The sequence below is a fragment of the Streptomyces sp. NPDC048566 genome, assembly GCF_043199735.1.
Classification (GTDB): domain Bacteria; phylum Actinomycetota; class Actinomycetes; order Streptomycetales; family Streptomycetaceae; genus Streptomyces.
In genome coordinates, this window is record NZ_JBICWL010000005.1 from 20,757 (window position 1) to 39,751 (window position 18,995).

Here is an 18,995-nt window from a genome sequence, read left to right on the forward strand (position 1 = left end):
GGCACCTCGTGTCGCGTCGCCGGGCGGGTCCGCGCTCCCCGGATGAGGGCGCCCCCGCTGGGGAGGGACTGCGTCGCCGGTGCCGGTGCCCCGTCCGGCCGGACGGGGCACCGGCGGCCGGGGCGGGCGCCGGGCTCAGTGCCCCCGGGCGATCCACTCCTCCAGGTGCGGAGCCTCCGCGCCGATGGTGGTCGGGTCGCCGTGGCCCGTCCGCACGACGGTGTCCGGCGGCAGGCCGAGGAGGCGGTCGCGGATCGAGTCGATGATCGTCGGGAAGTGGGAGTAGGACCGGCCGGTCGCCCCCGGCCCGCCCTGGAAGAGGGTGTCGCCGGAGAACAGGGTGCCGAGGCCCGGGTCGTAGAGGCAGACCGCGCCCGGCGCGTGGCCCGGGGTGTGCAGGACGGTGAGGTCGGCACCCGCCGCCTCGATGACCTGCCCGTCCTGGAGCCAGGCGTCCGGCAGCCGGTCGGGGTGGGTGAGCTTCCACAGCGGCAGGTCGTCGGGGTGCAGCCAGATGGTGGCGCCGGTGCGCTCGGCGAGCGCGGGAGCTGCGTCGATGTGGTCGTCGTGGGCGTGGGTGCACACGATAGCGGTCAGCCGCCGGTCGCCCACCGCCTCGGCGATGGCGTCCGCGTCGTGCGCGGCGTCGATGACGATCGCCTCGTGGTCGTCGCCCACGATCCACACGTTGTTGTCGACGTCCCAGGTGCCCCCGTCGAGCGAGAACGTCCCGGAGGTGACGAGGCGTTCGATGCGGGCGGCCATCAGAGCATCACCACCGAACGCAGCACGTCGCCGCGGTGCATCCGCTCGAAGGCCGCCTCGATGTCGTCCAGCCCGATCGTCTCGCTCACGAACGCGCCGAGGTCCAGGCGTCCCTGGAGGTGCAGGTCGATGAGCATCGGGAAGTCTCGCGAGGGCAGGCAGTCGCCGTACCAGGACGACTTGAGGGAGCCGCCGCGGCCGAAGACGTCGAGCAGCGGGAGTTCGAGCTTCATCTCGGGGGTGGGGACGCCGACGAGGACGACCGTGCCGGCGAGGTCGCGGGCGTAGAAGGCCTGCCGGTAGGTCTCCGGGCGGCCCACCGCGTCGATGACGACGTCGGCACCGAATCCGCCGGTGAGTTCGCGGATCGCCTCGACGGCGTCCCGCTCCCGGGAGTTCACGGTGTGGGTCGCGCCGAGCTTCTCGGCGGTCGCGAGCTTGCGGTCGTCGATGTCCACGGCGATGATCTTCGCCGCGCCGGCCAGCCGGGCTCCGGCCACCGCCGCGTCCCCCACGCCGCCGCAGCCGATGACGGCGACAGTGTCGCCCCGCCCCACCTCGCCGGTGTTGATGGCGGCCCCGATTCCGGCCATCACGCCGCAGCCGAGGAGGCCGGCGACGGCCGGGGACACGGAGGGGTCGACCTTGGTGCACTGGCCGGCGGCGACGAGGGTCTTCTCCGCGAAGGCACCGATGCCGAGCGCCGCAGACAGCTCGGTGCCGTCCGTGAGGGTCATCCGCTGCCGCGCGTTGTGGGTGTCGAAGCAGTACCAGGGACGCCCGCGCAGACAGGCACGGCACTGCCCGCACACCGCACGCCAGTTGAGGACGACGAAGTCGCCGGGTGCCACGTCCGTGACCCCGTCGCCGACCGACTCCACGACTCCGGCCGCCTCGTGGCCGAGCAGGAACGGGAAGTCGTCGTTGATGCCGCCCTGCTTGTAGTGCAGGTCGGTGTGGCAGACCCCGCAGGCCTGGATCTTCACCACGGCCTCGCCGGGCCCGGGATCGGGCACCACGATGGTCTCGACGCGCACCGGCTCGTCCCTGCCCGGTGCGATCACGCCCCGTACTTCCTGTGCCATGTGACTGAGCCCCTTTTCGTAGGTCGACGTTCCGTCAGCCGACCCTACGGTGTGACCGGCCGGTAGAGGGCCAGGTGGACCCGGCGCCCCGCACCCGGCCGCGACGTGTCCGGAACGCCCCTCCACTACGCACCCGCCGGCACCGAACGCCACGCGCCACGAGCGGCTGCCGCTCGACGTCGAGGTCCTCGGCGACCATCTCCAGCGCCGGGGCGACGTCGGCGGGGTCGTCGTAGCCGCCGGTCGGGGTGATCCGCTCCGGGGCCTGCGCCGCGCCTCGGCCCTCGGCCTGCCCTTGCCGACCGAGTGCGCCAGGCACCGCGCGCTCCCTGCCGCGCCGGCCCGGGCCGCCGCTCCCCGACCCGGCCCTGTCGCGGCTCGACGCCGTGAGCGGGGCCGGCCCCGGGAAACCGTCGCCGAGGCGGCACGGCCGACGCCGGTGCCGGCCCTCGTGCCCCGGCCGTCCACCGTGTCCGGGGCCGCCGTCAACGTCGTGCCGGACGCGGGCCGGGCGGGGCCGGGCCGGCCGTCGGCTCACGGTGGGTGCCGACGGCCGCCCGGCCCGCTCCACGCCGGGCCGGCCACCGCCCCGCGCCTCGGGGCGCCGGTCTGCCGCGGGGCGCCGCGATGCCGCGCCGAGCGGGCGCACGGTCGCCGGCTCCCCTCCCCCGGCGGCACCCCGGCACGGCGGCGGGCACGGCACCGCCCGGAACCGTCTCCCGGGCGCCGACGCCGGCACGGCGCGGCCGTGCCGGACGGGGCGGGTGCGGACCGTGGCGTGCGGACCGCCACGAAAGCGGGGTGATCCACCCGACACCGCCCGAACCGCCACCGTTCGCTCACGGTGAGCGATGTCCGGGAATTCCTTGGCCACGGACCGGGTCTCCTTTAAGGTGATGCCTTCTTTCCGCCAGTGGGGGTGACGCCGGTTCGGCGCCGGGCCCCGGCCGGGCGGCAAGGCGCGTCCCACCCGGCTACACAGGCGACTCATCATGGTCAACAACGGACAACCGGCCGGGCAGGCCCTCCCCGGGAACACCTCCACCGCACCGACGGCACCCCGCTCGGCAGCGCCCTTCGGCACGCCCTCCGGGCTGGACGTGAGCTCGCTGGCGGCGCTGCGCGCCGCGTCCCGGCGCCGGGGGACACCCGCGGACCCGCCGCAGCGCCCCGCGCACCACCAGTTGCTGACCCTCACCTCCGGCCTGCTGCGCCCCTCCGTGGACTTCACCCCGTACGACGTCCGTCCCGGCGACTGGCTGTGGACGCGTCCCGGACAGGTCCTGCAGTGGGGGGCGCTCGCCCGCGCCGAGGGCACCCTGGTCGTCTTCGACCGGGACGCGCCCGACCCCGGCAGTGCACGGGCGGCCGGCCTCGACGATCCGCACGGGCGCGTGCTGCGCACCGCGCGGACCGAGGAGGCGGCCCTCCTGCGGGCGGCGGCCGGCCACCTGCGGCGCGAGTTCCTCGCCGGCGGCGGGATGCCGGCCGGCTCGCACGCCGCCGTGCTGCGGCATCTGCTGGGCGTGCTCGTGCTGCGCGTCGCCCACGCGGGGGCACCCGCGGACCCGCCGCAGGAACCCAGCGAAACCTTTCTGCGCTTCCGTGCCGCGGTCGAACGGGACTTCGCCCGCACCCGGCGCGTCGACGACTACGCCGTCGCCCTCGGCTACTCGACGCGGACGCTGTCGCGGGCGACGCTGGACGCGGCCGGAGTCGGCGCCAAGGAGTTCGTCGACCGGCGGGTGGTCCTGGAGGCGAAGCGCCTGCTGGCCCACACCGACCTGGCGGCGGCCCGGATCGCCGGGCAGCTGGGCTTCTCCAGCGCGACCAATTTCGCGAAGTTCTTCCACCAGCGGGCCGGGCAGGCACCGATCGCGTTCCGCCGAGGCGTCCGCGGACCGGACGCGGCGGGAGGCTGAGCACGGGGCCGGGAGGACCGCGTCCGAGCCGGCGGCCCCCGGACACACGAGGACGGCGGGTTCCCGGAACGTCGTCGTTCCGGGAACCCGCCGTCGGCCGAAGGCACCGGCGCGGCCCCGTTCCGGACCCGCCGTGCGCGTCGCACCGGCGGCGTTCCGTTCCGGTCGGGCCGGGGGCGGTCGGGACGCGGGACCCTAACTCTCGATGCCGCCCAGCAGGCCGGTGACCGGCGCGGCGAGGTCGGTGACCTGGTGCAGCTGGTTCAGGTCGTTCAGCCCGTTGAGGCCCTTCAGCTGCGCGGAGGGGCGCGGCAGGTCCGCCTGGTGCTCGGCGGGGATGTCGCTCAGCACCAGCGAGTCGAGCGTGGCGACGGGGTTCAGCTTGCCGGCGTCGTGGGCCTCGGAACCCGCCGCGGCCGCCATCGGCGCCGCGAGCCCCGTGACGCCGACGGCCAGACCTACGGCGGCGGCGATACGTCGTGTGGAGATCATGCCTTCAGCAACGCCGTTGGCCACCGGGCGGACACGGCCCGTTCTGCGGGGTCACTCGACAGGCGCAGCGCGGCGTTCCGTTTGCCGTGGGCCCCGGGGCGGAGGAGTCTCGGTACAGAGGCCCTTCGCGGCCGGCTCCCGCCCGGTCGCGGACTTCCCGAGGAGGTCACCATGGGCACAGCGGCAGCCCCCGGCTTCGACACCGAAATGCTGCGCAGGGGCATAGAAGGACACAGTGCGGCAGACCTGTTGTCGCTCTACGCCGACGACGCGGAACTCCGCGTGGTCGACCGCAACACCCAGCCCAGCCATCCGATGGTCAAACACGGTCGCGCGGAGATCGGCGACATGCTCAACGACGTCTACAGCCGGGACATGACGCACAAAATGGACCAGTGCGTCGTCCAGGACGATCACGTCGCCTTCACCGAGACCTGCGAATACCCCGACGGGGTGCGGGTGATGAGCACGTCGATGATGTCGCTGCGCGACGGAAAGATCGTCGAGCAGACGCTGGTCCAGGCATGGGACGAGTAGGAAGGAACTGGCCGAGGGTCCGGATCAGGTCGCACCTGAACTGGACCTTCTCGGCGACCGCGGCGATGGGCCGGTCCCGGCCCGCCGCGTCGCGGCGGCGGTCGCTGCGCGGCGCGGGCCTGCGGGTGTCGGCCGCACTGCTGGACTCGGTCCTGTCTGCCGTCCGGTGCCGTCCGCGCCCCGCGGCGGTGCACGGCGTCCACCGGCTCCGGCCCGGGCGGCGGTGACCTGGGCCCCGGCCGTTCCCCACCCGGCCGGAACGCGCCGGGCTCCCCTTCCCTCGCGAGGGTGACGCCTCGGAGGCCGCTCCGGTGTGCCGTTCGAAGCCGCCCGGGAGTCGCCGGCCCTCCCCGCGGAGCCCGGCCCCGTCCGCATCCCACGCACACCGGCAGGTCAGCGCAGCCAGGCAGCGTAGGACATCACGTCCCCCGCCTCGACGTCGGACTCCGCGGAGCCGCGGGTGACGGTGTCCTGCAGGCCCAGTACCGCTCCGGTCGCCGGGTCCAGCACGATCATGCGGCGGACCGCGTGCGAGGCGTCGTCGTGGACGTACGCCTGGCCGGGGCGCCCGAGCCGGTCGGTGACCGCTCCGACGGGGCGCAGACCGGGGGCGTCGGCGAGGACGCGGGCGAGTGCGGCGCCCTCTCGGCCGCCGAGCGTCCAGTGGTTGAGCAACTCACCGACGGCGTCGAGCAGTTCGTCGGTGTCCAGCGGGCCCAGGCGGTCGATCTCGTCCAGGTGGGAGCGCAGCCGCCCGGCGTCGTGCGGCGGCCGCGCCTGAGGTGTGCGCGGCGGTCGTCCTCGGTGCCGCGCTGGTGCCCGCGGCGGTGTGGGCGGCGGCTCTTCGGAGCGGGTAGCGGGAGCCGGGGCGGAGTCTCCCGGGGAGGCGCGCGGCAGGGGCGGTCCGGCCGGGGCCGCGCCCTCCGCCGACGCTCAGGGGCCGGTCGGTGCCGCCCCGGCGGCGGCACCCTGCCGCGGGGGCAGCAGCATCGGTGAGGCCAGGTCGACCAGGTCGTGCAGCAGGGCCCGGTGCACGGCGTCCCCGCCGAGCTTGTCCAGCAGGCCGTGCGCGCCGTCGCGGAAGCCGATGATGTCCTCCTCGTACGAACGGAGCACCTCGGGTGCCAGCAGGAGCGAGGTCAGCTCCGCACGGGCCTCGGGCGAGCGCCGCGCTTCGGGGTGCAGCGCCCGCACCCTGTCGGCGGTCCCGGGTGCCGGGCTCTCCAGCGCGCACGCCAGCAGGTAGGTGACCGTGCCGTTGGCCAGGTCCTCGTTGCGGCCGGTCAGGATGTCCTGCTGGTCGTTGAAGAGTTGCCACAGGATGCCGAAGGTGTTGCCGAACTCCCTCCAGAGTTCGACGCGTTCGTCGTCGCGTCCGGCCAGCCGCGCGGCCATGGCGGTGACCATGCTGAACGGGGCCCCGGACTTGCCCAGGTACGCTGCGAGCACCGCCTGGCGTGTGGCACCGGCGAGATCGGCGCGCAGGTCCCTCAACTGCCCCTCGCTCGCGTCGATCCAGCAGCGCACGACCTCGGCGCAGAGCGGAGCGCGCACCGCCGCGGGGATGCGCGGGGACTGGACGACGAGCAGCGGCAGCATGGTTCCGCCGACGACCGTGGCGAGCAGCGCCTCGCTCTCGTCGAGGCTGCCCGCGGCCGATCCGGCCTCGCCGTCCGCCAGGTCGTCGAGGTAGCAGGCGGCGGTCCACCACAGGTCGCTGACGACGGCGAGCGGAACGGCCGGGTCGGGCACGCCCGTCTCCGCGGCGTGGGCCATCACCGGCAGGACACCGAGGGGATGGGTGAACGTCCGGTGCTCCAGGAGTTCGGCGACCGCCGCACGGACCGAGGCCGCCGGACCGCCGAGCAGATCGAGTGCGGCCTCGCGTTCCGCCCTGATGTCCGCGGCGAGGGCGCGGTGCAGATCCATGTACGACGCCAGTTGCACGGCCCACCCCTGCCCCGGAGACTTAATCGAGCACTGATTCGATCACCCGGCACCCCGCACACGCTAGGGGCGACTTCCCGCCATGGCCGATTGGCGCCGTTTCGGCCGCCGCGCGCTCCGTCCCGCGGTCACGCCGGGCGCCCCGCCCGCCAGGCCGGCGAGCAGCGAACGCGGGCCCGGCCGCCCGCCGTGGACCTCGCAGTCCCGCGTCGCGGCCGGGACGCCCATCACCCGTGAGGACGACGCGTCGTGCCGCGCGGTGCGGGTCCGCGGGGTTCAGGCGGTGCGCGGCGGCAGCCGGTGGAGCAGCACGTCCGTGAGGCGCCCGTCGACCACGCCGGCGGTCAGGTAGGTGCAGTGCGGCATGCGGCGCCGGTCGGTCGGGGACCCGGGGTTGAGCAGCCGCAGACCCGTCGGCGCCGTGCTGTCCCAGGGGATGTGGCTGTGCCCGAAGACCAGGACGTCCAGGTCGGGGAAGCGCTCCGCGCAGCGCTGTTCGCGGCCCCGGGCGCCGCCGGTCTCGTGGACGACGCCGAGACGCAGACCGCCGAGTTCGGCGCGGGCGACCTCCGGCAGCCGGGCCCGGAGCGCGGGGCCGTCGTTGTTGCCGTACACCGCGACAAGCCTGCGCGACCGGCTCTCCAGCAGGTCGAGGGTGGCGGTGTCGACCCAGTCCCCCGCATGGATCACCACGTCGGCGAGCGGGAGTGCGGCGAGCAGCGGGGCGGGCAGTTCCCGGGCCCGCTTCGGCAGGTGGGTGTCGGACAGCAGCAGAAGGCGCACCGTCCCAGCGTGTCACTCCCGCGTCCGGTCCGGGCCCCCCGCTGCCGTCCCGCTCGCCGCGTGGCCGCCGTCCGACGGCGGGCCGGCGGGGTCGTCGACGCTGCCCCCTGCCGGGCCGGCGGGTCGCAGTCGTCGTCCGGCGGCGGTTCGGCGCGTCGGCCCGGCGGCCCCGCTCCGGCTCCCCCGTCCGTCGGCGTCCGTCCCGCAGCCCCTCCCCTCCCCTGCCCTGCCCTCCCCTCCCCCCCCTCCCCTCCCGTCGCGTGGCGGGAAGCCGGTTCGCGGGACGGCGCGACTGCGCGCGCGTCGCGCGCTCACTCCAGCGAGATCTCGCTCCAGACCTGCTTGCCGCCGCTCACCGGCACCGTCCCCCAGGTGTCCGACATCGCCTCGACCAGGAGGATGCCCCGGCCCCCGGTCGCCTCCCAGCCGATGCTGGCGGGCTTGATCGGGGTACGGGGGGAGTTGTCGGCCACGGCGATGCGCAGCCGGTGGTTGATCAGCGTGAGGTCGAGCCTGACCTGCCCGTCGGTGTGCACCAAGGCGTTGGTGACGAGTTCCGACACGATCAGCAGGGCGGCGTCCAGGTGCGCGGCGACGCCCCAGCCGCGCATCGCGCGCCGGGTGTACCGGCGGGCGTGCCGGACCGCCTCGGGGACCCGCCAGACGGTCCAGCTCTCCCGCAGCGGCAGGACGTCCATGCCGTCGAAACGCATCAGCAGGAGCGCCACGTCGTCGGAGCGGTTGGCCCCCGTCAGCAGGTCGTCGGCGACCAGACCGAGGTCGGAGGGGTCGGCCGCGGCCAGGCCCGCGGCGAGCCGGTTCAGGCCGTCCTCGACGTCGACCTCGGCGGACTCGACCAGGCCGTCGGTGGTCAGCGCCAGCAGGGTGCCCGGCTGGAGGCGCAGCGAACTCATGGGGAACTCGGCCTGCCGGATCACGCCGAGCGGCGGCCCGGTCTCGGACACGGGGACCTCCGTTACGCCGTCCGGGTGACGCAGGACCGGCGGCAGGTGCCCCGCGCGCACGTACCAGGCCGTCCCCTCCTCCGTGTCCACGTCGACGTAGCAGCAGGTGGCGAAGAGGTCGGTCTCCAGATCCAGCAGGAGGCGGTTGGCCAGCGACACCACGACATCCGGCGGATGCCCCTCGACGGCGTAGGCGCGCAGCGCGGTCCGCATCTGGCCCATGAGGGTGGCGGCGGAGGCGTTGTGCCCCTGGACGTCGCCGATGACGAGGGCGACGTGGTTGTCGGGCAGCGGGATCACGTCGTACCAGTCGCCGCCGACGTCGAGGCCGGAGGTGGTGGGCAGGTACCGGGCGACGGCGACGGCGCCGGGCAGCCGGGGCAGGCGGCGCGGCAGCAGGCTCCGCTGGAGCATGCCGATGAGTTCGTGCTCGGCGTCGAAGGCGTGGGCGCGCACCAGGGCCTGGCCGGCGAGACCGGCGGCTGCCGTGAGCAGAGCGCGTTCGTCGGGGGCGAAGTCGTGCGGCGCGTCCCAGCCGATCAGGCAGGCGCCGGCCGTGCGGCCTCCCGCGGGCAGCGGCAGGACGGCGAGACCGCCCGGGCCCACGCCGGCGAGCGCCGGTTCCAGGGCGGCGCCGGCGGGCCAGACGGCGGGGCGGCCCTCGCTGAGGGCTGCGCCGAGGGTCGGCATGGCCCGGACGGGGGCGTCGGGCCACTCCGAGCGCCACTCGGTGCGCCACAGCTCGGGCCATGCCTCCGGCTCGGGCGGGTCGAGAACGGTGACGACGAGACGGTCGCCCTCCAGCTCGGCGAGGGCGATCCGGTCGGCCCGCAGCGGGGCGCGGAGGGCCTCGACCACGGCCTGACCGACGTCGCGGACGGTGCCGGCGGTGGCGAGGGCCGCGGCGAGCCGCTGGACGCGTCCCACGTCGTTGAGCCCGGAGCGCAGCTTGGAGGCATCGGAGACGGTGCCGACCAGGCGCGCGGGACGGCCCCCGCCGGAGGGGAGGAGCCGGGCGCGCAACCGCAGCCACCGGTGCCCGCCGGACGGCTGGAGGATGCGGAACTCCAGCTCGCGCTCGCCCAGCGACATGTGGTCCGGCTCGACGGCGGACATCAGCGACGGCAGGTCCTCCGGCACGGTCAGCGACAGGAGGGTCTCCACCTTGTCGTCGAAGTCCGTCCTCTCCAGTCCGAACAGGTCGAGCACCTCGTCGTCCACGGCGACGTGACCGCTGTCCATGGCGAGGCTGAAGGAGCTGGCGGGCAGGTCGTCCGCGTCGACGGGCGGCGGGGCGGGCGGGCAGACGACGGCCTCGGCGAGCAGCGCCAGGCAGGCGCGCTCCTCCGGGCCGAAGCCGGAAGGCCGCTCGGTGACCGCGATCAGGCAGCCGTCATCCCCGAGCGGCAGGGCGCCGAGGGAGAAGTCCTGGGAGGACTGCCGCCGGACGGCGGCGCTGCGGGCGACCTCGTCCGGCGCGAGCCAGCCGGGTCGGCCGGTGCGCAGCGCCTCGGCGACCGGGGAGCCGCCGGCGAGCGGGTAGCTGTCGCGCAGCCCGTACAGCGACCGGGGTACGCCGGCGGACGCGGCCGGGTGGAGTGCGTCGCCGTCGGCGCTCCGCGTGTACACGGCGGCGACGGCGGCCCCGCAGAAGACGAGCGCCTGTTCGAGTATCCGGTGCAGCCGCTCGCCGGGGTCGAGGTCGGCGGTGAGCGTTTTCAGGGCAAGTTCGGCACGCGCCGTTCGCGTCTCGCCTTCCGTAGCGCCCTCTCCGACCACGTCCGCAATTACAGCGCTTCCCGGGCCGGGGCGCAGCCCCTGTGACCGTTCCGGACGTCCGGGTACCTGCGCGGGAGGGCCGGGCGGCCTGCTCTGCGCATCCGTGGCGAACGCGTTCGTCACGCCGGACGCAGCCCGGCGGTCCGGCCCTCCCGCCGGAGGGCCGGACCGTCCGCCACCGGCCGGAAACCCGGTTCCGCCGGCCGGGCGGCGGCTGCGTGCCACCGGGAGGCCCGGCGGCACGCGCTCGCCTATGGGTCAGCGGGTGCTGACCAGACCGGAGCCGTCGTCGGCGCCGGAGCCGTGGCCCCGGCCGGCCGCACCGCGGCCGTCCGCACCGGCCTGGCCGTCCGCACCGGTCTCCCCGGCCGCCGCTCCCGCGCCCTCGTCGCCGGCACCGGCCTGGTCGCCGGCACCCGCCTGGCCGTCGGCGCCACCGGCCTGATCGCCCGCTCCGGGGTCCGCCGCGCCGCCCGCACCGGCACCGCCGGCACCGAGCGTCGCGCCGACCGCCTGGAGGGCCGTGGTCACCGGCTGGAAGAAGGTCTCCCCGCCGGCGGTGCAGTCGCCGCTGCCTCCGGAGGTGAGGCCGATCGCACTGCCGTCCTGGCTGAACAGAGAACCGCCGCTGTCGCCCGGCTCCGCGCACACGTCGGTCTGGATGAGGCCGGTGACCGTTCCCTCGGGATAGTTCACCGTGGCGTCGAGACCGGTGACGTTGCCGTCGTTGAGGCCCGTGGTGCTGCCCATCCGGAAGACCTGCTGGCCCACGGCGGCGTCGGCGGCCCGGCCGATCTGCACACTCTGCCCGTTGCCCACGTTGACCACGCTGTCGGCCTGAGTGGCGGGGTCGTCGTACTTGACGAGGGCGAAGTCGCCGTCACCGGGGAAGGTGGCCTGGTCGACGGTGGCGATCGGCGCGCCGCCCTGCGCGTCCGACCACTGCGCGGCGGCGACACCGCAGTGGCCCGCGGTGAGGAAGGCGGGGCTGCCGTCGCCCGCGGTGACGTTGAAGCCGAGGGAACAGCGGGCGCCGCCGCCGAAGATGGCGTCGCCGCCGTCGACGAAGGTCCGGAAGGTGCCGGCCGACTTCTTCACGCTCGCCACGTCCGGGCCGAGGCCCTTGACGGTGGACTTCAGGGTGTCCCACGCGTCGCCCGTGACGGTGGAGTCGGCGGTCACCCGGATCTCGTTGGTCCTCGGGTCCACGGACCAGGCCGTGCCGGGGATCGTCGCGTCGGCCTTCAGCGTCCTCGCGGCGGCCCGCAGGTCGGAGGTGCTGTTGCTCACCTGGTGGGCGACGGCGCCGGCCCGCTCGATCCGGTTGACGACGTTGCTGTTGTTACCGACGACGTTGACCACGAGCTGCTTGTTCCCCGCGTCGTAGTACGACCCGGCGAAGGCGTCCCCCAGCTGGGAGGCGAGCCGGGAGGCGACGCCGGAGGCGTCGGCGGCCCGGAACGTTCTCGGCGTGGCGCCGCCCCCGTCCGACTGCGAGGCGTTGGCGTTGGGAAGCAGCAGAGCCGCTGCTCCGAGCGCCGCCACGCCGCCCGCCGCGATCGCGGCCTTGCGCTTGGGTATCCGTTTGTGACTCAACTCTTGACCTCCTGGGGACGGGGTCGATGCCGCCGTCCGGCAGCTGACTGGGGGCGCCTGGTTGCCCGTTGATACGCGAGCACCGCCCGGAGTGTTCAACTGCCATTGCAAAGGGCGCGAGTTGACGGGCCCATAGGTATCGATCGGCCATCAAACGGACTCGCGCGCGGTCCGGCCCCATCGGACCGGACCGCTGCGATCACGCCCCTTCCCGCCCACTTCGCGACGCTCCGCGTCCGCACGGGCACCGTGTGTCGCGACCCGGAAGCGGAATCCGGGATTCGGCGAATCTGCACATCCCGTGCCCACCGGGGTCACGGCGTCCCGCGGATCTGCACACCCGCACGCCCCCCGCCGGGCCATAGGGGCGGGTGTGTCCCGTTCGGGCCGCGGACGGCGGGGCGGGGTGTGCGCCGATGCCGCGCACTGTGTGAAGAAGTGGCCGCGACGTGGTGTCGAGACCTGCACGCTTCCTCGCCGGTGGCGCTCAAGTTCGCAGGTGAGAGCCCTGGTTGATTGGAAGGGCGCGGCGCGGGCGTGCTTTGATCCGTTGCACCGCGAAGGCCGCGGACCTTCTCCCGGCAACGGGATCCGCGCTGACGCGGTGGCGGCCGTCTGTCCCCAGAGGGGGCCGCTCTCCCCCTTGTGAATATCCATATGAAGGGAAGTTCCATCATGAACTCCACCCCCCGTTTCCAGACCGCCGAGATCTCCGACGCCGACCTCGACAACGTCTCGGGCGGCCTCGCGCTGAACGCCGTCGGCACCGTCACCGGCCTGGTCGACGGCGTTGCCCCGGTCTCCGGCGTCGTCGGCACGGCCGTCGGCACCGTCGAGGGCGTCACGGGCCTGAACACCGCTCCGGTCACCGGCCTGGTCGCGGGTCTCTGATCGCCGGTCTCTGATCGCGCTTCACACCGCGGAGTCCCGGAACCGTCCCCCGGTTCCGGGACTCTCGGGTGCCGTACCGCTCTCGAACAGGTGAGGGAAGCTCCGTGCAGTTCCGTCAACAGGCCCTCGCCAAGCTCCAGTCGCCCGAAGACCTCGACCTTCCGGTGCGCCTCGCCCGCCCGCAGGGCTGGCTCGTGCTGTCCGTGACCGTGGCCGTGATGGCCGCCGCCGCCGTCTGGGCCGTGACCGGCACCGTCTCCTCCACGGTGGAGGCGCCGGCCGTGCTCACCCACGGGCAGGGCAGCTACCTGCTGCAGAGCCCGGTGGCCGGCCAGATCACCGCGGTCGTGGCGAAGGAGGGCGAGCGGCTGGCCGCGAACGCCCCCGTGGTCGAGGTCCGTACCGCGCGCGGCGAGAGGACCGTGGTCCGTACCGTCGCCGCGGGCCGCGTCACCGCGCTCGCCGCCACCATCGGGGCGATCGTCTCGACCGGCGCGAACGTGGCGTCCGTGGAGAAGGTCGCCCACGCCGACGACCCCCTCTACGCCACCGTGTACGTCCCCGCCGAGAGCGCCGCCGGGCTTCCCCGCGACGCCTCCGTCGACCTCTCCGTCCAGTCGGCGCCCGCCGGCCGGTACGGCGTGCTGCGCGGCCACGTGGCGAGCGTGGGCCGCGGCGTGCAGACACGGCAGCAGATCGCCGCCTACCTCGGTGACGGGCAACTCGCCGACCAGTTCAGCAGGAAGGGAAGGCCGGTGGCGGTCCTGGTGCGGCTCGACCACTCGTCCGCCACCCGCAGCGGGCTGGCCTGGTCCTCCAAGGACGGGCCCCCGTTCTCCCTGACCTCGATGACTCTCGCCACCGGTTCGATCCGGCTGGCCGACCAGCGTCCCGTCGATTGGCTCCTGCCGTGACCAGGACAGCCGAGGGCGGCGGCGGGCGGCGGGCGGCCCGGACCCGGCGTGCCGCGCCCCGGGGCCGGGTGCGCACGGTGCGGACGCCCACCGTGCTCCAGATGGAGGCCGTCGAATGCGGTGCCGCCTGTCTGGCCATGGTGCTCGGCCATCACGGCCGGCACGTCCCGCTGGAGGAACTGCGCATCGCCTGCGGTGTGTCGCGGGACGGATCGCGGGCGAGCAACCTGCTGAAGGCGGCACGAAGCTACGGCCTGACCGCCAAGGGCATGCAGATGGACACCGCCGCGCTCGCCGAGGTGCGGGGGCCGGCCATCCTGTTCTGGGAGTTCAACCACTACGTCGTGTACGACGGCCCGGGCCGCCGCCTCGGGCGGCGCGGCGTGCACGTCAACGACCCCGGCAAGGGACGCCGGTTCGTGCCCGTGGAGGACTTCGACACGAGCTTCACCGGGGTCGTCCTGGTGATGGAGCCGGGACCGGGGTTCCGCACCGGAGGCCGCAGGCCGGGCGTCCTCGGCGCGCTGCCCGCCCGCCTGCGCGGCACGTCGGGCAGCCTGCCCGCGGCCGTGCTCGCGAGTCTGCTGCTGGTGCTGGTCGGCGCCGCCCTGCCGGCGCTGAGCCGGACCTACATCGACCAGTACCTGATCGGCGGCCGGAGTTCGCTGCTCGGCGTGCTGTTCGCGTCGATGGGGGCCTCCGTGCTGCTCACGGCGGTGCTCACCTGGTTGCAGCAGGCGAACCTGCTGCGCGGCCGGATCATCTCCTCGACGCTGTCCAGCGCGCGGTTCCTGCGCCACCTGCTGCGGCTGCCCGTCACCTTCTTCGCGCAGCGCAGCCCGGCGGACCTGGTGCAGCGCCTCCAGTCGAACGACGCGGTCGCCGAGACCCTGGCCCGCGACCTGGCCGCCGCGGGCGTGGACGCGGTCGTCGTCGTGCTCTACGCCCTCCTGCTGTACACCTACGATCCGCAACTCACGGCCGTCGGGATCGGGGTCGCGCTGCTGAACGTGGTGGCCATGCGGGTGGTGGTCCGACTGCGGGCGACCCGTACCGCCAAACTCCGCGCCGACACCGCCCGGTTGACCAACACCGCGTACACCGGGCTTCAGTTGATCGAGACGATGAAGGCGACGGGCGGGGAGGACGGCTACTTCCGCACGTGGGCCGGGCAGCACGCCACGACGCTGGAGGAGCAGCAGCGCCTCGGGGTGCCGAGCGCCTGGCTGGGTGTCGTCGCGCCGACGCTCGCGATGCTCAACAGCGCGCTGATCCTGTGGATCGGCGGTCTCCGGGCGGTCGAGGGGCACATCTCCGTGGGTCTGCTGGTGGCCTTCCAGGCGCTGGTCACCCGGTTCACCGCGCCCCTCACCCGGCTGAACGGCGTGGCCGGCCGCATCCAGGACTTCGCCGCCGACGTGGCCCGGCTCAAGGACGTGGAGAACTTCCGGACGGACCCGCTGTACACCCGCTCGGGCGACGGCGAGTCGACCCGGCGCCTCCAGGGCCACGTCGAGCTGGAGAACATCAGCTTCGGCTACAGCCCGCTGGACGCGCCGCTGCTCACCGGCTTCTCCCTGACCGTCGGCCCCGGCCGGCAGGTCGCGCTGGTCGGCGGCTCGGGCAGCGGCAAGTCGACGGTGTCCCGGCTGATCTCCGGCCTGTACGCACCGTGGGAGGGGGAGATCCGGATCGACGGCCGGCGCCTGGAGGACATCCCGCGCGGGGCGCTCGCCTCGTCCGTGTCCTTCGTCGACCAGGACGTCTTCCTCTTCGAGGGGACCGTTCGGGACAACGTGGCGCTCTGGGACCCGTCGATCCCGGACGACGCGGTGGTCGCCGCCCTGCGGGACGCCGCGCTGTACGACGTGGTGGCCCGGCGCCCCGGCGGCATCCACAGCAGGGTGGAGCAGGACGGCCGCAACTTCTCCGGCGGACAGCGCCAGCGCCTGGAGATCGCGCGGGCGCTGGTGCGCCGGCCCAGCATCCTGGTGCTCGACGAGGTGACCAGCGCCCTGGACGCGGAGACCGAGCAGACGGTGATGGACAACCTGCGGCGGCGGGGCTGTGCGTGCGTGGTGATCGCCCACCGGCTCAGCACCGTCCGGGACAGCGACGAGATCGTCGTGCTCGAACACGGCACGGTCGTGGAGCGCGGGAGGCACGACACGCTGGTCGCGGCCGGCGGCCCCTACGCCGCACTGGTCAAGGAGCGTTGAGATGACCACGGTTCAGGAGGGTGCGCAGGAGGGGGACCTCGTCCTCGGCGCGCTCGGCGGCCTGGGCACGGCGGTGGACTGCGCCGGCCTCAACCGCCTCGACCTGGAGGGCCCGCAGGTCCTGTGGCTGGTCGCCGCGGGAGCCATGGACCTGTTCGCGGTGGACGCCGGCCGGCAGGGGCACTGGCACCACCTCGGGCGGCTGGAGGCCGGCTCCCTGCTGCTGGGTCCGGTCGCGGGCCCCCAGCACACCCTGGTCGCCCGCCCGCTGCGCGACTGCGCGGTACGGCGGATCGCGCTGCGGGAGCTGTACCAGGGCGCTGAGACGGCGACCTGGTCGTACGACGCGTACGGCAATCCGCAGTACGTGCCGCCGACGGAGAGCCCCCTGGAGTACGCCCTCGCCCTCGGAGCCGGGCGCAGCCTCTCCCTCCTCTTCCAGGCACCGATGGCGGGCGAGAACCCGGCGGCCCTCACCGACGACGACGTGTTCTGGATGCGGGTGCCGCCCGGCAGTGTGCGCTACGGCTCCCTGTACGGCGCGGAGGCCGCCGCCGACCTGCTGATGGACCCGGGCGTCTGGCAGGCGATGGTGGACCAGCAGCACCGGCTGCTGTCCACCCTGGACCGCTGGATCGAGCAGGTGGAGGCCGGGCACGAGGACCGCACGGCCGCCGGCATCAGGGCGGGCGAGGCCGTCCGCGACCGGGCCGACCGTACCCTGCTCGCGTCGATCGGCGGGCCCTCGGGCAAGCGCCCGACCAGCGCCGACACCGACGCCACGCACGCGGCGTGCGCGCTGGTCGCCCGCGCGGCCGGGATCACCCTGGCGGCGCCGGCGCAGAGCGGGACGGAGAGCGACCGCCTCGACCCGGTCGAGCGGATCGCGCTGGCCTCCCGCGTCCGCACCCGCGCCGTGCGGCTGGACGGGCGCTGGTGGCGCGACGACATCGGGCCGCTGGTGGGCCACCGGGCGGTGTCCGGAGCACCGGTCGCGCTGCTGTGGCGGCGCGGCGGATACGTGGCCGTGCATCCCTCCTCGGGCCGGGAGACCCCCGTGGAGCAGGCGAACACGGCTGAGTTCGAGGAGCGGGCGGTGATGTTCTACCGTCCGCTGCCCGAGCGGAGTCCGACCCCGCTGCGGCTGCTCCGCTTCTGCCTCGGGGGAACGGCGGGCGACCTGCGCAACCTCGCGCTCAGCGGACTGGTGACCGTCGCGATCGGCGCGCTGGTGCCGATCGCCACCGGCCGGGTGCTCGGCGCGTACGTGCCCACGGCCCGGCAGGGACTCATCACCCAGGTCTGTCTCGCGCTCATGGTGACCAGCGTGGTGTCCGCGGCGTTCATGCTGCTCCAGAACCTCACCCTGCTGCGGTTGGAGGGGCGGATCGAGGCGCGGCTGCAACCCGCCGTCTGGGACCGGCTGCTGAGACTGCCGACCTCGTTCTTCGCCTCCCGCTCCACCGGTGAACTCGCCAGTGCCGCGATGGGCGTCAGCGCGATCCGCCGGCTCCTGGCGGGGGTGGGCCCGACCCTCGCGCAGGCCGGCACGGTCGGTGCGATGAACCTGGCGCTGCTGTTCTTCTACGACGTGCCGATGGCCCTGGCCGCGACGGGCATGCTGGTGGTCGTCGCGGCGGTGTTCCTGGGGCTCGGCCTGTGGCAGCTGCGCTGGCAGCGCCGGCTGGTGGTGCTGGGCAACAAACTGAACAACCAGGCGTTCCAGACGCTGCGCGGGCTGCCCAAGCTGCGGGTCGCGGCGGCCGAGAACTACGCGTACGCGGCCTGGGCGGGCGAGTTCGCGCGCAGCCGGGAACTCCAGCAGCGGGTCGGCCGCATCAAGAACCTCTCCGCGGTGCTGGGGGCGGTGTACCTGCCGTTGTGCTCGCTGCTGATGTTCATGCTGCTCGCGGGTCCGGCCCGGGGCTCGCTGTCGGCGGCCGGGTTCCTCACCTTCAGCACGTCGGTGACGATGCTGCTGACCTCGGTCACCCAGATCACCGGGGCGTTCGTCTCGGCGGCGGCCGCGCTGCCGATGTTCGAGGAGATCAGGCCGGTGCTGGACGCGGCGCCGGAGGTCGGCGGGGCGAGTACCCGGCCGGGCGTCCTGTCCGGGGGCGTCGAGGCCCGCAGGCTGTCCTTCCGCTACTCCGACGACGGCCCGCTCGTCCTCGACGACGTGTCGTTCGCCGTCCGCCCCGGCGAGTTCGTGGCGGTCGTCGGTCCGAGCGGCTGCGGCAAGTCCACCCTGCTGCGGCTGCTGATCGGCTTCGACCGGCCGGTGTCGGGCAGCGTGCTGTACGACGGCCAGGACCTGGCCGCGCTCGACCGGTCCGCGGTGCGACGGCAGTGCGGTGTGGTGCTCCAGCACGCGCAGCCGTTCACCGGATCGATCCTCGACTGCATCTGCGGCACCGAGCCCCACACCCCGGAGGAGGCGATGGCCGCGGCGGAGATGGCGGGGCTGGCCGACGACATCCGGCGGATGCCGATGGGCCTGCACACCCTCGTCTCGGGTAGTGGCGCGATCTCCGGCGGCCAGCGCCAGCGCCTGATGATCGCGCAGGCGCTGATCCGCCGGCCGCGCATCCTGTTCTTCGACGAGGCGACCAGCGCGCTGGACAACGAGACGCAGCGCACGGTGATCGAGAGCACCAAGGCGCTCAACGCCACCCGGATCGTGATCGCGCACCGGCTGTCGACGGTGCTGGACGCGGACCGCGTCGTGGTGATGGAGGAGGGCCGGATCACGCAGCAGGGCACGCCCGCCGAACTGCTCGCGGACACGGGTGGGCGGCTGCACGAACTCGTCCGCCGCCAGCTCGCCTGAGCCGCGCGGACCATCCGGACCGCCCGGGTGCCTGACTCGCCTGACTCGCCTGCCCTCGGCCGGCGTGCGACACCGGGCGGGCACGGCAGGACGGCTGTCGTCCCCGGGGGCCCGGGCACGGTGGGCGGGGCGGGGGCGGTGTGGCGTTCCTGCCGATGATGGCGACGCTGATGGTTGCTTCTTCGCCGCCGGAGCGCTGATCGCGCTGGTGCTCTACACCGGCGGCAGGCCCGCCCGGGACCCGGAGGCCGCACCGGTGGTCCACAGGTG

At 74.4% G+C, this 18,995-nt stretch carries 15 protein-coding genes; 7 read left to right on the top strand and 8 right to left on the bottom strand.

What is annotated here, in order from left to right; translation table 11 throughout:
- Nucleotides 1-135: 135 nt before the first annotated feature.
- Nucleotides 136-765 carry an MBL fold metallo-hydrolase gene (locus ACGFS9_RS10825; RefSeq protein ID WP_393252150.1) on the bottom strand — a complete coding sequence of 210 codons (630 nt, stop codon included), beginning with the start codon at nt 763-765 and terminating at the stop codon, nt 136-138.
- The gene (locus ACGFS9_RS10830; RefSeq protein WP_393252152.1) at nt 765-1,850 is read right to left on the bottom strand and encodes an S-(hydroxymethyl)mycothiol dehydrogenase; all 1,086 of its coding nucleotides are present in this window, start codon (nt 1,848-1,850) and stop codon (nt 765-767) included. The genes ACGFS9_RS10825 and ACGFS9_RS10830 overlap by 1 nt, the downstream gene beginning before the upstream one ends.
- A gap of 992 nt (nt 1,851-2,842) precedes the next feature.
- Between ACGFS9_RS10830 and ACGFS9_RS10835 the strand changes: the two genes are divergently transcribed.
- A complete protein-coding gene (locus ACGFS9_RS10835) occupies nt 2,843-3,772 on the top strand; it encodes a helix-turn-helix domain-containing protein (protein ID WP_393252153.1) in 930 nt (309 codons plus the stop codon).
- A gap of 195 nt (nt 3,773-3,967) precedes the next feature.
- Here the strand turns inward: ACGFS9_RS10835 and ACGFS9_RS10840 are convergent, their stop codons facing one another.
- Nucleotides 3,968-4,264, bottom strand: a complete 297-nt coding sequence (locus ACGFS9_RS10840; protein ID WP_393252155.1) for a hypothetical protein — start codon at nt 4,262-4,264, stop codon at nt 3,968-3,970.
- Between the two features lie 171 nt (nt 4,265-4,435).
- Between ACGFS9_RS10840 and ACGFS9_RS10845 the strand changes: the two genes are divergently transcribed.
- Both ACGFS9_RS10845 and ACGFS9_RS10850 read left to right on the top strand, forming a co-directional pair.
- Complete coding sequence (locus ACGFS9_RS10845; protein WP_393252156.1) at nt 4,436-4,801, top strand: nuclear transport factor 2 family protein; 366 nt, start codon at nt 4,436-4,438, stop codon at nt 4,799-4,801.
- A complete protein-coding gene (locus tag ACGFS9_RS10850) occupies nt 4,789-5,028 on the top strand; it encodes a hypothetical protein (protein WP_393252157.1) in 240 nt (79 codons plus the stop codon). Before ACGFS9_RS10845 ends, ACGFS9_RS10850 begins: the two co-directional genes overlap by 13 nt.
- A 166-nt stretch (nt 5,029-5,194) precedes the next feature.
- Here the strand turns inward: ACGFS9_RS10850 and ACGFS9_RS10855 are convergent, their stop codons facing one another.
- The 5 genes from ACGFS9_RS10855 to ACGFS9_RS10875 all read right to left on the bottom strand — a co-directional run bounded on the left by ACGFS9_RS10855 (nt 5,195) and on the right by ACGFS9_RS10875 (nt 11,871).
- Nucleotides 5,195-5,476, bottom strand: a complete 282-nt coding sequence (locus ACGFS9_RS10855; RefSeq protein WP_393252158.1) for a hypothetical protein — start codon at nt 5,474-5,476, stop codon at nt 5,195-5,197.
- 258 nt (nt 5,477-5,734) lie between these two features.
- Complete coding sequence (locus tag ACGFS9_RS10860) at nt 5,735-6,748, bottom strand: polyprenyl synthetase family protein (protein WP_393252160.1); 1,014 nt, start codon at nt 6,746-6,748, stop codon at nt 5,735-5,737.
- Nucleotides 6,749-7,024: 276 nt separating this feature from the next.
- Nucleotides 7,025-7,531 (bottom strand): metallophosphoesterase family protein, encoded by a 507-nt coding sequence (locus ACGFS9_RS10865; protein ID WP_393252162.1) that lies wholly within the window; start codon nt 7,529-7,531, stop codon nt 7,025-7,027.
- Nucleotides 7,532-7,842: 311 nt separating this feature from the next.
- Nucleotides 7,843-10,275 carry a SpoIIE family protein phosphatase gene (locus ACGFS9_RS10870; protein WP_393252163.1) on the bottom strand — a complete coding sequence of 811 codons (2,433 nt, stop codon included), beginning with the start codon at nt 10,273-10,275 and terminating at the stop codon, nt 7,843-7,845.
- Between the two features lie 258 nt (nt 10,276-10,533).
- A complete protein-coding gene (locus ACGFS9_RS10875; RefSeq protein ID WP_393252165.1) occupies nt 10,534-11,871 on the bottom strand; it encodes a S1 family peptidase in 1,338 nt (445 codons plus the stop codon).
- A gap of 675 nt (nt 11,872-12,546) precedes the next feature.
- On the opposite strand from ACGFS9_RS10875, the gene ACGFS9_RS10880 reads away from it, so the two are divergent.
- The 4 genes from ACGFS9_RS10880 to ACGFS9_RS10895 all read left to right on the top strand — a co-directional run bounded on the left by ACGFS9_RS10880 (nt 12,547) and on the right by ACGFS9_RS10895 (nt 18,725).
- Complete coding sequence (locus ACGFS9_RS10880; RefSeq protein WP_393252166.1) at nt 12,547-12,762, top strand: type A2 lantipeptide; 216 nt, start codon at nt 12,547-12,549, stop codon at nt 12,760-12,762.
- A 104-nt stretch (nt 12,763-12,866) separates the two neighbouring features.
- On the top strand, nt 12,867-13,676 hold the full coding sequence (locus tag ACGFS9_RS10885; RefSeq protein ID WP_393252168.1) for an HlyD family efflux transporter periplasmic adaptor subunit: 810 nt from the start codon (nt 12,867-12,869) through the stop codon (nt 13,674-13,676).
- Nucleotides 13,677-13,777: 101 nt separating this feature from the next.
- The gene (locus ACGFS9_RS10890; protein WP_393252612.1) at nt 13,778-15,895 is read left to right on the top strand and encodes an NHLP family bacteriocin export ABC transporter peptidase/permease/ATPase subunit; all 2,118 of its coding nucleotides are present in this window, start codon (nt 13,778-13,780) and stop codon (nt 15,893-15,895) included.
- 1 nt (nt 15,896) lies between these two features.
- Nucleotides 15,897-18,725, top strand: a complete 2,829-nt coding sequence (locus tag ACGFS9_RS10895; protein WP_393252169.1) for an NHLP bacteriocin export ABC transporter permease/ATPase subunit — start codon at nt 15,897-15,899, stop codon at nt 18,723-18,725.
- Nucleotides 18,726-18,995: the final 270 nt, after the last annotated feature.

Bases quoted from the DNA above. Each gene is read 5' to 3' on its own strand.
- ACGFS9_RS10825 (WP_393252150.1), bottom strand. From the start codon at position 765: ATGGCCGCCCGCATCGAACGCCTCGTCACCTCCGGGACGTTCTCGCTC.
- ACGFS9_RS10830 (WP_393252152.1), bottom strand. From the start codon at position 1,850: ATGGCACAGGAAGTACGGGGCGTGATCGCACCGGGCAGGGACGAGCCG.
- ACGFS9_RS10835 (WP_393252153.1), top strand. From the start codon at position 2,843: ATGGTCAACAACGGACAACCGGCCGGGCAGGCCCTCCCCGGGAACACC.
- ACGFS9_RS10840 (WP_393252155.1), bottom strand. From the start codon at position 4,264: ATGATCTCCACACGACGTATCGCCGCCGCCGTAGGTCTGGCCGTCGGC.
- ACGFS9_RS10845 (WP_393252156.1), top strand. From the start codon at position 4,436: ATGGGCACAGCGGCAGCCCCCGGCTTCGACACCGAAATGCTGCGCAGG.
- ACGFS9_RS10850 (WP_393252157.1), top strand. From the start codon at position 4,789: ATGGGACGAGTAGGAAGGAACTGGCCGAGGGTCCGGATCAGGTCGCAC.
- ACGFS9_RS10880 (WP_393252166.1), top strand. From the start codon at position 12,547: ATGAACTCCACCCCCCGTTTCCAGACCGCCGAGATCTCCGACGCCGAC.
- ACGFS9_RS10890 (WP_393252612.1), top strand. From the start codon at position 13,778: ATGGAGGCCGTCGAATGCGGTGCCGCCTGTCTGGCCATGGTGCTCGGC.
- ACGFS9_RS10895 (WP_393252169.1), top strand. From the start codon at position 15,897: ATGACCACGGTTCAGGAGGGTGCGCAGGAGGGGGACCTCGTCCTCGGC.